This window comes from Kitasatospora sp. NPDC085895, assembly GCF_040702125.1.
GTDB lineage: Bacteria > Actinomycetota > Actinomycetes > Streptomycetales > Streptomycetaceae > Kitasatospora > Kitasatospora arboriphila.
The window spans coordinates 65,376-79,156 of the sequence record NZ_JBFBJY010000026.1 but is presented as its reverse complement, the minus strand read 5'-3'; the positions used below and the strand labels follow the sequence as shown (position 1 = coordinate 79,156).

The following is a 13,781-nucleotide window of genomic DNA, read 5'->3' as shown; positions in this document are numbered from 1 at the left end:
GCGAGGGCCCCGGCAGGTGGTGGCCTGCCGTGGCCGTCCGGGTGGTCACGCCCGACATCCGGGCCGGTTCGTTCGGTCCCAGGTCCGACGGTGGGCGTTGACGCTGCGGCAGCTTCAACCCCCTCGAACAACCGGGTCAAAGGCCCAGGTCCGCCGCCGGGCAGGCGAATCGGACCGCCAAGCCGTCCGGGTCGTAGCCGTCCACCGCCTTCGCGGGCAGCGGGGGTCGCTCTTCGACGAGGTCCTCGAAGGCGACGCGTTCCGGAAGGGCGCCGAAGCGGGCCTTGCGGACGGCCGCCGAGTCCTCGTCGGTACGGAGGCTGCTCATTCTCGGGTCTCCTTGCCCAGCCGGTCGGCGTCCACCACGGCCTGGGCGAACGCCGTCGGAGCCTCCTGGGGCGCGTTGTGCCCGACGCCGGTGAGCACCCGGTGCTCGTACGCGCCGGTGAAGAACCCCCGGTACCCCAGGCCGTCGGTCGAGCCCAGGAAGGGATCGAGGGCCGGGTCCAGGGTGATGGTCGGGACACCGATGCTCGGCCGGTCCGCGAGCAGCTGCTCGTAGCGGTCGTAACGGCGTTCGCCGTCGGCCAGGCCGAGGCGCCAGCGGTAGTTGTGGATCACGATCGCGGCGTAGTCGGGGTTCTCGAAGGCCGCGGCCGTGCGCAGGTACGTGGCGTCGTCGAACTTCCACGTCGGAGAGACCTCGTCCCAGACCAGCCGGCAGAGGTCGTTCCGGTACTGCCGGTTCTCCATGGCGCTGCGACCGCGGTCGGTGGCGAAGTAGTACTGGTACCACCAGGTGTGCTCGGCCTTCGGAGGCAGCGGGTTCTGCTGCGCCTGGACGTTGGTGACGAGGTATCCGCTCACCGACACCAGGGCCTTGACCCGCTCCGGCCACAGGGCCGCGATGACGTCGGCGGTGCGCGAGCCCCAGTCGAAGCCCGCCAGGACCACCTTGCGGATCTTCAGCGCTTCCATCAGGGCGACGATGTCGAGCGCGATCGCGGACTGCTGTGCGTTGCGGACCGTCGCCGGCGACAGGAACGTCGTGGTGCCGTGGCCGCGCAGGTACGGCACGATCACCCGGTAGCCGGCGTCGGCCAGCAGCGGAGCCACGTCGACGAAGCTGTGGATGTCGTAGGGCCAGCCGTGCAGGCAGATGACCACAGGGCCGTGCTTCGGGCCTGCTTCGGCGTAGCCGATGTCGAGCACGCCGGCCCGGACCTGCTTCAGCTCGGTGAACGCGGTGTGCGTGCCCGGCGCGATGACCGGGATGACCGGGGCAGGGCGGCCGGGCCGGTCGGAGGCGGCGCCGAAGGCCGCGGGCGCGGCGGCCGCGGCACTGAGGGGCAGGGACGCGGCACCCATACCCAGGCCGACCGCCTTGGTGAACGTACGCCTGTTGATCACGTCTGATCCTTTCGGGAAGCCTGCTGACGCTCCACTGTCCGGCCGGCCCGCGCCGGAGCACATCAGTCACATGACGCCGGGACACCCGACCCGTCAGCCGGGCCGTGACATCCAGTCATCCGACTGTTTCCGCCGTGCCGGGTGTCGACGACGCTTGAAGGGTTGCCCCACGCAATCGGAAGGCATGGCCGTGAATCGAACTCCCGCAGTCTTCATCCACGGCGCGTGGTTCCACATGTCGTGCTGGGAGGGCTGGGCGGAACGGCTCGCGGCACGCGGCTTCGCGGTGTGCGTCCCGGGCTGGCCCGGGGAAGCGGGCACCGCGGCGCAGGCGCGCCGGGATCCCGGCGCGCTCCGGGACCTCGGACTCGACGCGCTCACCGCCCACTACGAGAGGATCGTGCGCTCCTTCGGGACTCCGCCGGTCCTCATCGGGCACTCGGTCGGCGGTCTCATCGCCCAGCAGCTGATGGGCGCCGGCCTCGGCCGGGCCGCGGTGGCCCTTGCGCCCGTGCCGGTCGGCGGCGCGGTGCCGGCCGAGGTCCGGACCCGGCCGTGGTCGCTCGTCCGGGCTGGATCGGACCGGCATCAGGGCTTCGCATCGCTGACCCCGTCCCAGTTCCGGCACACGGTCGCCAACACGGTCGGGGAGGAAGAGGCCGCGAAGCTCTTCGAGAGACACGCCGTTCCCGTCCCGCGCCGGCTTCTTGTCGACGTGGGACTCGACCGCGGTCCCCTCCCTGTCACGGTCGACACCGGCAACGCCACACGCGGGCCGCTCCTGCTCGTATCCGGCCAGGAGGACCGCATCGTCGCCGACGTCAGCACGCGCTCCGTCTTCAAGCTCTACGGCGACTCCACCGCCGTGACCGGCCTCAAGCAGTACGCGGACCGGGGTCACTCGCTCGTGGTCGACAGCGGCTGGCCCGCGGTCGCCGACCACGTGCTCGCCTGGCTGGCCGCCAACGGCGTCGGGCCCCTGGCCGCAGGGGGAACGGGGAGCTGAGCCCGAGGCCGTCATGCCTGCGAGACCTCCTCCGTCCGGCTCAGGGCGTCGCGCAACGCCGCTCGGGTGGTGACGCCCAGCTTCGGGAAGACGCGGTACAGGTGCGAGCTGACGGTGCGCGGCGACAGGTGCATCCGCTTGCCGATCTCCTTGTTGGTCAGCCCGCCGGCTGCCAGGTCCGCGATCCGGCGTTCCTGCCAGGTCAACGAAGCGGGATTCAGCGTCGAGGAGTGCGGCGGCGTCCCGGTGGCCCGCAGTTCGGCCCGGGCCCGCTCGGCCCAGCCGGCGGCGCCGAGCCGCTCGAACGCCTCGGCCGCGGGAATGAGGTACTGCCGTGCCGTCACCCGGCCTCGGGCGTGACGTGCCCGTATGCCGTGCGCCAATCGGATCCGGGCCAGCTCGAACGGGAAGCGGGCGGCGTCCGGGTGCGATTCGGCCCGCGCGAACATCTCCGCGGCCTCCGACTCGCTGTCCGCGGTCATCGCCAGCGCGCCATGAGTGATCAGCGCCAGGCGGGGTGACAGCTCCGGCAGTCCGGCGTCGCGCGCGGCGAGGGCATGGGCCCTGGCCTGCTCGACCCGGCCGGTGTGCCGGGCGGCCTCGACGAGGTCGAGCAGGGTACGTGAAGCCTGATACCTGTAGGGCTGGAAGGTGCCCGGTGGCGTGATGCCGATGGCGTACAGGTAGGCGGCCTCGTAGTCACCGGCGCTCAATGCGGCGGTCGCGCCGGCGGAGTCGGCGAGTTGGGTGAGGAACCCCAGCCCGCGCGGCCGTGCCCAGGCATCGACTTCGGCCTGCAGGTCCCGAGCCCGACCGACCTGCCCGCGCATCGCCGCGAGCTGGGCCAGGTAGGCGCGGCTCTGGACGGCGAACAATTCGTGGCCGTGCTCGGCCGCCAGTTCCAGGACCCGCTGACCGGTGTCCTCGGCCTCGTTCCACTCGCCGACCGCCATCTGGTCGAGCGTGATCAGGTGCAGCATGACCATGCCGCTGGCCGCGGCCCCGGTCTCCAACTCGCGGTCCACGACACGCTGCAGATACGGGCGGTACTGGCTCAGAACGTCGAGGTGGTACGCGGACACGGCCAGCCGCGTCACCTCCCAGGGCTCCATGGCCGAGAGGTTCGCGGTGGCCTGTTCCACCATCCCGGCGCATTCGGTGCCGTACCGGATCACGTCGCTCCAGGCAGCGCTGTGGATCCGCGTGCGTCCGGTGACGAGGCCACCCAGGGAGGCGAGGAGCTGGTGGGTGCGCTCCCAGGCCGGGCGTTCCCCGGCGTACTGACTGATCGCCAGCAGCAGGATCACCAGCCGGGTGAGGACCTCGTCGGGCTCGGTGCTCCCGCCACCCCGCAGCCGCTCGATCGCGGCCATGACCTGCCGCTGGCTGGAACGGACGTCTCCGTCCTGGTAGAGCGCCTGGTAGGCGGAGGCCAGGACCGCAACCGGCGACTCCGCCCGGCTGGGGGTGAGCCCGTACACGACGAGCCGGTGCGCCTGACCGAGACGGGCGGCGTGGCCCGCGACGAACGCCGCGTCCGCCAGGCGCCGGGACCGGTCGGAGTGGTTCTCGCTCAGCTCCGCGGCGCGGGTCAGCCAGGTCACGGCCGTCAGCGCGCCGCCGCGCCGGGTCGCGGATTCGGCCGCTGCCTCCAGGATGCCGGCCACCTCCTCGTCGGGGTCGACGGTGGCCGCGGCGAGGTGCGTCGCCCGGCGTTCGAGGTTCTCCCGGTGGACCTGCGACAGCGCCTGGTGAGCGGCGCGGCGCTGGTTGGGGGTGGCCAGCTGCACCACGGCGGAGCGCACGAGCGGATGCCGGAAGGTGAAGTCGCCAGTGGCCGGCTCGAAGTCGAGCAGCCCGGCGGCCACGGCCTCGTCGGCGTCGCGCATGCGGTAGCGCGTGCCGGACGGGCCGCCGCCGGGCTCGGCTGCGACGCCGTCGAGAGCGCCCATCAGCAGCTCGGCACGCACACCGTCGCCGATGGCCGCGATCCGGGCGCCGTACAGCTGTTGCAGCCGCCGAGGCAGCGGCACGCCGTGCTGACCGACGAGTTCGCCCATCGCCCGGTCGCCGGCCCGGTCGCCGAGGTGGGTGGGCAGTTCCAGCAGCGCCAGCGGGTTTCCCCGGGCCTGCTCCAGCACCGACCGGCGGATCTGCCGGCCCAACCGCGGGTACCGCCGATCCAGCAGCAGCGCCGCGTCCTCGTCGGCGAGGGCGGCGACGGACAGCTCGGGCAGTGCCGCGGCGTCGAAGCGCGACACCACATCGGCACGGACCGCGATCAGCAGCTTCACCCGGCTGCCGGCCAGGCGCCGGCCCACGAAGCCGCAGACGTCGGCGCTGGAGTCGTCCAGCCACTGCCCGTCGTCCAGGACCACCAGCAGCGGCTGCCGCGCCGCCGCCAGTGACAGCAGGCCGAGAACCGCGATGCCGAGCCTCATGACCGACGGCGGGTCCCCCTCGGCCCGGCCGAAGACGGCGTCGAAGACCGCCCGGGTCCCGTCATCCAACTGCGCGACCTCGCTGAGCAGCGGATGAAGGAACTGATGCAGCCCGGCGTAGGGCAGCTCGGACTCGGCCTCGACACCGGCGGCGCGGATGACGGCATGGTCTTCCTGCTCCGCCAGAGCGACCGCGTGGCCCAGCAGAGCCGACTTGCCGACTCCCGCCTCCCCTCGTAGGACGAGGGCCCCGCTTGCGGCGGTCGTCACGAACGTCGAAAGCTCCGCCTGCTCGCCTTCCCGCCCCACCATCGGCGTGCTGCCGGATTCCATGCCCGTCCCGTCCGTCACCGAGCGTCAGTCGCCGAGGCCGGCGGCACGGGCCATGTGGGCGGCGTACCACGACGGCCAGTCCGCATCGTGGTGGCCGAGCTTTCCTTCGTACTCGCCGTGGGCGAGCGCCGCGTCGCGCAGCGCCTGCTCGACCTCAGCGGCCGAGCGGTAGACCACGTGACTGATCCGGCCGGGCCGGCGCGTCGTGACCTCCTGCAGGACGAAGGTGTTGCCGTCCGGGTCGGCGAACGACGCGAACGACGCGTAGGACTGCCGGGCCGGGTGCGGGCCGGGGACCCGGTCAGTGGTGCCGGCGTGGTGGAAGACGCCGCCGGCGTCGTGGAACACTTCGCTGACGTCGACGCCGCAGGCCGCCAGCTCGGCGCGGGCCGTGACGACGTCGTCCACGATGAGGTGCACACCGCGCTCGGACCCCGGCGCCGCGTCGGTCACGCCGCTGCCGATGATGAGTGACGCGGCCGAGCCGGGCGGGGTGAGGTGCACGACCCGGAAGCCGCTCGGGCCGGAGAAGTCGACGTCCTCGCGGAAGCCGATCCGAGTGTAGAAGTCCTTGGCCCGGTCCACGTCCGAGACCGGGACGACCACGACCTCGATCTTGAAATCCACCATCGTCAGCTCCTTCGCCGCAGCAGATGCCGATCGGCACCGTCTGACAACGATCCCGGGACCGCCGATCCGTCGCCCCAGGGATGAACCCTGGTGGCGCCCCGGGCCGGTGTCCGCCGAGGCCCCGGCCAGGGTCCCGCGCCGAGCGGACCAGGGATCGACACCGGCTCGACGGCGGGTGCCGAGCGGGAACCTGGGTGCAGCAGATCACCACGCCGATGCGAGGAGCGCGAGAAGCACACCATGGCGACCATCCACCTCACCGAGCGGACGAATGCGACACCGGAACAGTTCGTGGCGTGCCTCACCGATTTCGGGCCCGGCCGTCGGCAGCTGTTTCCCAACAGTTCCGACGAGTACCTGCAGGTACACGCGAAGGATGCCGACCACGCCGACGTCACCGAGGGCTCGGGCGGCGTTTGGGAGCGGCTGCACTACGACTGGTCCGATCCGCACCGGGTGGTGATGACGACCGTCGACTCCAACATCTGGGGCGGCCGCTCCGGGCACACGTACACCTTCACGCCCCTGCCGGACGGGACGACGCAGTTGGACGTCGTGGTGGTTCGCGAAGGCAGGAACCTCAAGGGGCGTGTCACCGGGCTGCTGCTGGGCAGCGTGGGCAAGGGCGTGCTGGAGAAGGCACTGAAGAACACGGTCAAGGCCATCGAGGCCCGTACCCGCGCGGTCTGAGTTCGGCGGGCGAATAGGATGACAGGGTGTTCGACGGGCCGAGGGCCACCACCAGCGCTTCGGCCTCGTCCACGTCGACTTCGAGACGCGGAAGCGCACCCCGAAGGCCTCGTACGCCTGGTACCGCGACCTGATCGCGGCCCATCGGGCCGATCGCCCACGGTAGTCGGCCTCCGGTCGCCGCGGAACGGATGGCCGCGCGTGCTCGCTTCCGGCACGGCGCCGTCACCGGCGGCGAACTCGTTTGCGGCGATGTGCCGTGAGCCGCCACGATCAGCGGATGTTCGAACTGCTGCCGGGGATCGGAGTCCATCTGCCGGACGGTGCGGGAACGCTCCGCTTCGGAATGGACGATGTCGCCACGCGGAGGACCTTGGCCGGCCTCGGCCAGGTCCGGAGTCCGGGAGGCCTCGACGCGACGTGGATCTTCACCGTCCAGTGGGGCGATCTCGAACTGACCGCCTGCGCGAGGGGTGATCGGCACGACCCGGAACCCGGCGACCTGCTGATGGCGTACGTCGTGCTGAGCCGGGCCGGGCACCCGCGGCGGCCGATTCCCGGCCGGGGCGTGGTCGGACGTGGTGCGCCGGGGCCCGCGTGGCGCGGTCCGGCCGCCGTCCCCGTGGTCCTCGACGACATCGACCTGTTCGGCTACCCGGCGGCCGAGGTGCTGGAGGCGCTCGGGGACGACCGATACCCGGAGCTCCGCTTCCAGACCGCCGTGCCGGGCGGCTACCTCCCCGGGGTCTCGTTCCAGGCCGAGCCACCGCCCGGGACCGGCGTGCACACTGCGGCCGGCACAGGCGCGCCGGACCTCGCCTGCTACGAGGACATGTGGACCACCGGGCGGCACGACTGGCAGCTCGAGCGGACGAGCAGCGGCTACCGGATCGTCATGAAGGGCGACCCGCCGATGGACCTGCTGATGTGCCACGACGCGCTGGCGGATCGGATCGCCGCCAACATGCTCGCGACCGGTGTCGAGGTCGTGGCCGGGCATCCGGCCTCGTAGGACGGGCCGGACACGAAGTGGTGGACGAGCAGCTGCGAGCGCCCGCCGAGGAGGTCCGCGAGCGACTCGGTGCCGTCCGCGGTCCCGAAACGGTGGTCTTCTCGACCGGCACCCATCGCGGTGCGTGGTCACCCGCAGGGACAGCCGACAGTGCCTGCCACCGGCCAACCGTCCACCCGTCCAGCCGTGCATCCACCGTACGAGCGCGGCGGCGGGCCGGAGCGGCGCTTCCCGTCCACGCCCGGCAGCCGACGCCTACCCGGGTCGGGCGGATCGTCCGCAGGTTCGGCACCGGACGGCCGACGGGGGAGTGGCCGGGGGTTCTGTCCCCCGTGAGAGCCACGTGCAGGTGTCCTCCGTGAGGTGACGATTCCCCATCACCGTTTCCCTAGCGTTCGGTTCAGCCACGGCGCCTCGGTCACGGCCCGGACGGGGAACCGGAAACGGAACCGAAGAAGGAGTCGTCGTGAAAACTGGTGTGGCAGATCCTGGCCGTGGTCCTGGCCTGTGCGGTCGGCGGTCAAGGTGCCACCGCGGTCCAGGACGACCCGTGGCTCTCGCTCCTCTGGGGCGGCTTGACGGCCGTGCTCCCGGTGCTCGTCTACCGATGGGCCGTGGGGCGTACCGAGCGGCGCCCGGTCACGGAACTGGCCCGCGAGGGAGCCTCCGGATCGCTCCTGCGGGGCCTGGTGGCCGGGGCCGTGATGTTCGGAGCCGTCATTGCGAACCTCTACGTCCTCGGGGACTACACGGTCCACGGCTTCGGCTCGCCGACCGGGGCGATCGGACTGGTCGGCTTCATGGCGGGCGCCGCCGTCACGGAGGAACTGATGTTCCGCGGCCTGCTCTTCCGGCTCGTGGAGCGCGGCCTAGGAACGTACCTCGCGCTGGCCCTGTCCGGCACCGCGTTCGGTGCGTCCCACCTGCTCAACGAGGACGCCACCCTGCTGGGCGGCGTCGCCGTCTCCATCGAGGCCGGCGGCATGCTCGCCGCCGCGTACGCCGCCACCCGCTCCCTGTGGCTGCCGATCGGCCTGCACTTCGGCTGGAACTTCGCGGAGTCCGGCATCTTCGGCACCGAGGTGTCGGGCAACGGCGACACGCACGGACTGCTGGACGCCTCGACCTCGGGGGCCACGCTGATCACCGGCGGCGAGTTCGGCCCGGAGGCCAGCGTGTACGCGACGCTGTTCGGCGCGCTGCTCACGGTCGTCTTCCTGTGGCTGGCCCGTCGGTGCGGCCGCATCGTCCCCCGCCGGCGTGCCGAGCGCGTCGACGCCCTCGCTGCACTCGCCCGGTGATGAGCCTTCAGGGGGCCGGTCAGGTGTGGCGCCGGCTCGACGTCGCCCTCCGCGACCTCCCCCTCGGGACAGTGTTCCTGGTCGCGTCGTTCCTCCCGGGACTGCGCGGCCACGGGACGCAGGTCGGGGACCTGCCGACCCGCCCCTTCGACGCGCCGGCCGTCGTGGCCCTCGCGCTCGAATGCCTCTCCCTCGTGGTGCGCCGGCGGTGGCCGGTCGTCTGTCTCGGGCTGGTGGCGTGCGGCTTCGCCCTCGACCAGGTGTGCGGCTACCACTCGGCCGCCGGGACCGCCCTGCCCGTCGCGCTGATCAGCGCCGGATTCCATCTGGAACGGTGCCGGCGCACCACCGTGGTCCTTCTGTCCGTGGCGTACGTGCCCCTGGCGATCGCGCTCGCCCGGCTCGGTTCGGGCGGCGAGACGGCGACGGAGTTCGTGACGTTCTACCTGGCGCTCGCCCTGGCCTGGGGAGCCGGGACGTGGCTGCGTTCCACCCGGGCCGCGGAGGCCGCACGCCGCGAGCGCGTGGCTGCCGAGACCCGTACTGCCGAACGCGTCCGCATCGCCGGCGAGTTGCACGACGTGGTGACCCACCACGTGACCGCGATGGTCGGCCAGGCCGAGGCCGCCCGCTACCTGACCGCCGCACCCGAGCGGCTGGAGCGGTCCCTGACCGCCGTCAGCGACACCGGCCGCCGCGCCCTCACCGACCTGCGTCACCTGCTGGACCTGCTCAACCCCGGTCACGACACCGGTCACGGCACCGACCACCGCGTCGGACCGGCGGATCCCACGCAGGCCAGGACACCGGCAGTCGGCAGGGTCCTCACGCTCGTCGAGCAGACCTGCCGGGCCGGACAGCCCGTGGACCTCACCGAGCGGGGCGCACCGCCGGCATCGACCGGCGGCGCCGACCTCGTCGCCTACCGGGTGGTGCAGGAAGCACTGACCAACGCCCTCAAGCACGCTCACGGCAGCCGCACTTCCGTGCAGGTCCAGCGCGGCGAGGGGGAGATCACCGTGGAGGTCAGCACGGACGGAACCGGCTCACGCGCCACCGCCGTCGCCGCCGGCAGTGGACGGGGCCTGGCGGGCCTGCGCGAGCGCGTCGACGTCCTGGGCGGCGACTTCAGCGCCGGCTGCGGCCCGGACGGCGGCTTCACCGTCCGGGCACGCGTCCCCGCCGACGGCGCCTCGTGAGCGCACCGATCCGGGTCCTGGTCTGCGACGACCAGATGCTGGTCCGCACCGGCCTGGTCACCATCATCGGTGCCCAGCCCGACATGGAGGTGGCGGGCGAGTGCGGAGACGGACGGACGGGGGTCGACCTCGCCCGCAAGGTACGACCCGACGTCGTCGTGATGGACATCCGCATGCCGGTCCTCGACGGCCTCGAAGCCACCCGCCTGCTGGCCGGCGTCGGAGTGCCCCACCCCGTCAAGGTCCTCGTGGTGACCACGTTCAACCTGGACGAGTACGTCTACGAGGCATTGCGCGTCGGCGCCTGCGGCTTCCTCCTCAAGGACGCCCCTGCGGACCGGCTGCTCCACGGCATCCGGACCGTGGCCACCGGCGCGGCCCTCCTCGACCCCGGCTCGCGGCCAGGCGCAGGGCTGATGGTCGCACGCAGCGGCCAGGGCCCGGGCCGCGCCCGGTTCCCGAGCCAGGCGCCCGGGACCCAGGGCGCGGGACAACAGTTCGACCCCCTCGTCGGGCGTCATCCGGCCGACGGTGACGGTGCGTCCGCCTGGCAGCGGTCGACCGGCGGTGACGAGAGCCGCGCTTCCGGGTTCGGCCGGCAACAGCGGGCGGACCTGCTCGGCGTCGACGGCGCCGTCGAGCAACACCAGGACGCGCCGCCCGGCGAGCAGTTGGAGGTTAGAGCGCGCGCAGGTCGGCGAGGCCCGGCGGGACGGCCGGTTCCTCGACGCCCAGGGCCCGCACGAAGGCGGCCAGGACGGCGGCCGGGTCCGCGCGGGGGACCTTCCCGTCCAGGTCGGCGTGGAGCTGGCCGTCGGGATAGCCGGGGGCGAGCCGGTGGGCGGCGTGGACGGCGAGCGCACTCTTGCCGTAGCCGGGTGGTCCGTGACGGTGACGGTGACCCAGCGTGGGCCCGGCGTGGTCAGGGCGGTGGCGAGCTCGGCCAGCGCCCGGCCGGTGAAGTCGGCGATGTCCGGCGGGAGTTGGAACGGTCGGCGAACCGGGCGGGGGCGGTCCGGGAGGCCCAGGTCGTCCAGTTCGCCAGGTCCGGGGCCCGGTCGCGCAGACGTGCCGCCAGAGCCTCTGCCTCGCCGCCGGAGGCGGAGCCGGCGAGCAGGGCGAGGGCCTGCTCGGTGCGGCCGGCCCGGGCCAGCACGAGCGCGTGGGGGACGACGGTGCCCGGCTCCGGCTCGGGTTCCGCCGTGAGCGTCAGTCCGAGTTCGACGTCGAGTTCGAGCCGGGCCCGCCGGGCCTCCTCCCGGCGCCCGGCCAGCATCCGGCGGTCGTGTTCGGGGTACGGGCCCGGCACGCCGTCCAGGGCCACCGGCGCGGACCACCGGCCGAGCGCGGCCGTGAGCAGGGTGTGGGCCCGCTCGGGCTGCCGGTTCCGGCGGGCGGCGGTGGCGGCGAGCTCGGCGAGGAACACCGTACGGTCGATGTTCGCCGGGTCCGCGTCCAGCCGGTACGCCTTGCCGACGTGCCGCAGGACATCGCCGCCCTCGGCGGTGCCGTCCTCGTCGGCCAGGATGTTGCGCAGCCGGTACATGGTGGCGGGCAGCCCCCTGGCCCGGTTCGGCGCCTCGTCACCCTCCTCGCCCCCAGACACCGTCGATGATCTCCGCGACGGGCACCGGCCGCCCGACGTGGGCGAGCAGGACGGCGAGCACCGCGCGATCCCGGGCCCGGTTCAGCCGCAGCTCCCGATCACCGCGCCGGGCCCTGAGCGATCCGAGCATGCTGAAGTGCAGCTCCAGAGGGATCCTCCTTGCGCGACCGAATCCGACATCCGGTCATGTTGCGGAGGCGATGAGCGCCGACAAGCGGGCCGGTCGGTATCGCGCCATCGCCCGCCGGGCGCGGCGACCCGTCGGAAGCGGCGCGCGAAGCCGCCGGTCCGGTCACCTTGAAGGGGGGGCGTGCGGTCACGGTCCCGCGACGACGACGTCCTGTTCGGCGGGCCGAGGGCCACCACCGGGGCCCCGGCCTCGTCCACGTCGACCTCCAGACGCAGCAGCGCACCCCGAAGGCGTCGTACACCTGGAACCGCGGCCTGATCGCCGCCCATCGGGCCAGCCGTTCACTGTGGTCGGGCGACGCGTGGGAGGCGGCATCTGCGGCTGTTGACGCCGACCGCGACGGTGTGTGGGTCCCGTCGTCATCCACGGGACCGAGGCAGTCGCACGGTGGGCGGCACACGTCCCGCCTGCGCACCCCGTCGGCAGCGCGAGCGCCGGTGACACCTCGGAGCGGGGCTCCTCCAGTACGGGGACCCGGCCGCGCGCCTGCCCGCTGCGGTCGGCCGGTGCTGCGACGATGATGGCGCGGCGTACGACAGGTGAAAGGGGCGGCCGTCGATGGTGTCGGACGAGGCCGTGATCGGTTGCCCCGGCACGCTGGTGATCGGGACCCGGGGAGCCGCCGGCCCGGGTGAGGTCCTGGTGAGGATCAGGGGCGGTTCGGAGACCTTCCTGGCCTGGTCGGAGGAGCCGCTGCCCGAGGGAACGCCGGTCCTGGTGATCGAATCGCGCGGTACCCGCCAGGTCGACGTCATGGAGTGGACCGACCCCACCGGCGACCCGGGGTCCGACCTTCCCGACGGACCTCGCTGAGGAGGCAACCAGGATGTTCGGTTATCGCGTTCCCGCCCCCGACCAGGCGATGTTGATCTCCGGTGGAAGACGGGGCCTTGCCGGCGCGCCGTTCCGCGTGGTGACCGGGCACGGGGCGTTCGTCCTGCAGATCTTCCGCAAGGTCCGCTTCCTGACCCTGGCGATGTGCGAGGCGGAGGTTGCCGAAACCTGCGTCACCAAGCAGGGCATCGCGCTGACGGCGCGGGCGGTGATCGCCTTCAAGGTCGGCAACGACACCGAGAGCATCGTCAACGCCGGCCAGCGTTTCCTCTCCGACCAGGACCAGATGTCCGTGCTGACCGGCCGGATCTTCGCCGGGCACCTGCGCGCCATCATCGGCTCGATGACGGTCGAGGAAATCGTCACCGAGCGGCAGAAACTCGCAACCGAGGTGCTCGACACCTCGAAGGCCGAGATGGCGAAGATCGGCCTGATCGTCGACTCGCTCCAGATTCAGTCGATCGACGACGGTGACACCGGCTACATCGCCGCGATGTCGGCCCCGCACCGGGCCGCCATCCAGCGCCAGGCCCAGATCGCCCAGGCACAGGCCACCCAGGCCGCGGTGGAGGCGGAGCAGCAGTCCGCCCGGAAGCAGGCCGAGTACGCCCGGGAGACGGCCGTCGTGAAGGCGCAGTACACCGCCGAGGTGGATCGGGCCCAGGCCCAGGCGGCCCAGGCCGGCCCGCTGGCGCAGGCGCACGCGCAGCAGGAGGTGCTGACGGCGCAGACCGAGTTGGCCCAACGCGCGGCCGAGCTGCGCCAGCAGCAGCTGGTCGCCGAGGTCGTGAAGCCGGCCGAGGCGGAGGCCGAGCGGATCAGGGTCCTGGCACTGGCCGAGGCGGAGCGGATGAAGATCCAGGCCGAGGCGGCGGCCTCGCACGACCGGGTGGCGCTGGACCGGATGCTGATCGACCAGCTGCCGCAGATCGTCAAGGAGGCGGCCGGTGGGCTCGCGGGCGCCAACGTCAACGTTCTCAACGGCGCCGACGGCTTGGGCGAGATCGCCGCCGGCCTGGTCAGCCAGGGCCTGACGATCCTGGACTCGGTCCGCCGGGGCCTGGGCGCACCGGAGGGCCGCGTCGAACAGGACGGTGAGCCGACCGGCGTCGAGTGACGGGAACGCCGT

At 72.8% G+C, this 13,781-nt stretch carries 13 protein-coding genes and 3 pseudogenes; 9 read left to right on the top strand and 7 right to left on the bottom strand.

The genetic code is table 11. The annotated features are described in order from the left end of the window. Positions 1–136: 136 nt before the first annotated feature. Together AB0442_RS18630 and AB0442_RS18625 are read right to left on the bottom strand one after the other, a co-directional pair. Positions 137–328, bottom strand: coding sequence for a hypothetical protein (locus AB0442_RS18630; RefSeq protein ID WP_366164051.1), 192 nt, complete (start codon positions 326–328; stop codon positions 137–139). Then, positions 325–1,410: an alpha/beta hydrolase gene (locus AB0442_RS18625; RefSeq protein ID WP_366164049.1), complete on the bottom strand. Its 1,086-nt coding sequence runs from the start codon at positions 1,408–1,410 to the stop codon at positions 325–327. Before AB0442_RS18625 ends, AB0442_RS18630 begins: the two co-directional genes overlap by 4 nt. Positions 1,411–1,600: 190 nt before the next feature. Between AB0442_RS18625 and AB0442_RS18620 the strand changes: the two genes are divergently transcribed. Beyond that, entirely contained in the window at positions 1,601–2,416 is an 816-nt protein-coding gene (locus AB0442_RS18620; protein WP_366164047.1) for an alpha/beta fold hydrolase, read from the top strand. An 11-nt stretch (positions 2,417–2,427) separates the two neighbouring features. Here AB0442_RS18620 and AB0442_RS18615 read toward each other — a convergent pair whose 3' ends face one another. Both AB0442_RS18615 and AB0442_RS18610 read right to left on the bottom strand, forming a co-directional pair. Then, positions 2,428–5,190, bottom strand: a complete 2,763-nt coding sequence (locus AB0442_RS18615) for an AAA family ATPase (protein WP_366164045.1) — start codon at positions 5,188–5,190, stop codon at positions 2,428–2,430. 24 nt (positions 5,191–5,214) lie between these two features. Next, positions 5,215–5,820 (bottom strand): VOC family protein, encoded by a 606-nt coding sequence (locus AB0442_RS18610; RefSeq protein ID WP_366164043.1) that lies wholly within the window; start codon positions 5,818–5,820, stop codon positions 5,215–5,217. A gap of 240 nt (positions 5,821–6,060) precedes the next feature. Between AB0442_RS18610 and AB0442_RS18605 the strand changes: the two genes are divergently transcribed. The 3 genes and pseudogenes from AB0442_RS18605 (at position 6,061) to AB0442_RS18595 (ending at position 7,522) form a co-directional block, all read left to right on the top strand. Continuing rightward, complete coding sequence (locus AB0442_RS18605) at positions 6,061–6,510, top strand: SRPBCC family protein (RefSeq protein WP_366164041.1); 450 nt, start codon at positions 6,061–6,063, stop codon at positions 6,508–6,510. Positions 6,511–6,595: 85 nt separating this feature from the next. Beyond that, positions 6,596–6,676: pseudogene (locus tag AB0442_RS18600) on the top strand (hypothetical protein); the annotation flags it as partial. Positions 6,677–6,790: 114 nt separating this feature from the next. Then, entirely contained in the window at positions 6,791–7,522 is a 732-nt protein-coding gene (locus AB0442_RS18595; RefSeq protein WP_366164040.1) for a hypothetical protein, read from the top strand. A 26-nt stretch (positions 7,523–7,548) separates the two neighbouring features. Here the strand turns inward: AB0442_RS18595 and AB0442_RS18590 are convergent. After that, positions 7,549–7,638 (bottom strand): annotated as a pseudogene (locus AB0442_RS18590) (hypothetical protein); the annotation flags it as partial. A 360-nt stretch (positions 7,639–7,998) separates the two neighbouring features. Here AB0442_RS18590 and AB0442_RS18585 point away from each other — a divergent pair. The 3 genes and pseudogenes from AB0442_RS18585 to AB0442_RS18575 all read left to right on the top strand — a co-directional run. After that, entirely contained in the window at positions 7,999–8,823 is an 825-nt protein-coding gene (locus AB0442_RS18585) for a CPBP family intramembrane glutamic endopeptidase (RefSeq protein WP_366164038.1), read from the top strand. Next, the gene (locus AB0442_RS18580; RefSeq protein WP_366164037.1) at positions 8,823–10,022 is read left to right on the top strand and encodes a histidine kinase; all 1,200 of its coding nucleotides are present in this window, start codon (positions 8,823–8,825) and stop codon (positions 10,020–10,022) included. The genes AB0442_RS18585 and AB0442_RS18580 overlap by 1 nt, the downstream gene beginning before the upstream one ends. Then, a pseudogene (locus AB0442_RS18575) lies at positions 10,019–10,414 on the top strand (response regulator transcription factor); the annotation flags it as partial. The gene AB0442_RS18580 and the pseudogene AB0442_RS18575, both read left to right, overlap by 4 nt. A gap of 530 nt (positions 10,415–10,944) precedes the next feature. Here AB0442_RS18575 and AB0442_RS18570 read toward each other — a convergent pair. After that, positions 10,945–11,628: a BTAD domain-containing putative transcriptional regulator gene (locus AB0442_RS18570; protein ID WP_366164035.1), complete on the bottom strand. Its 684-nt coding sequence runs from the start codon at positions 11,626–11,628 to the stop codon at positions 10,945–10,947. After that, a complete protein-coding gene (locus AB0442_RS18565; RefSeq protein WP_366164034.1) occupies positions 11,606–11,758 on the bottom strand; it encodes a hypothetical protein in 153 nt (50 codons plus the stop codon). Before AB0442_RS18565 ends, AB0442_RS18570 begins: the two co-directional genes overlap by 23 nt. Before the next feature lie 618 nt (positions 11,759–12,376). On the opposite strand from AB0442_RS18565, the gene AB0442_RS18560 reads away from it, so the two are divergent. Both AB0442_RS18560 and AB0442_RS18555 read left to right on the top strand, forming a co-directional pair. Next, positions 12,377–12,631 carry a hypothetical protein gene (locus AB0442_RS18560; protein ID WP_366164033.1) on the top strand — a complete coding sequence of 85 codons (255 nt, stop codon included), beginning with the start codon at positions 12,377–12,379 and terminating at the stop codon, positions 12,629–12,631. 13 nt (positions 12,632–12,644) lie between these two features. Then, complete coding sequence (locus AB0442_RS18555) at positions 12,645–13,769, top strand: SPFH domain-containing protein (RefSeq protein ID WP_363539380.1); 1,125 nt, start codon at positions 12,645–12,647, stop codon at positions 13,767–13,769. Positions 13,770–13,781: the final 12 nt, after the last annotated feature.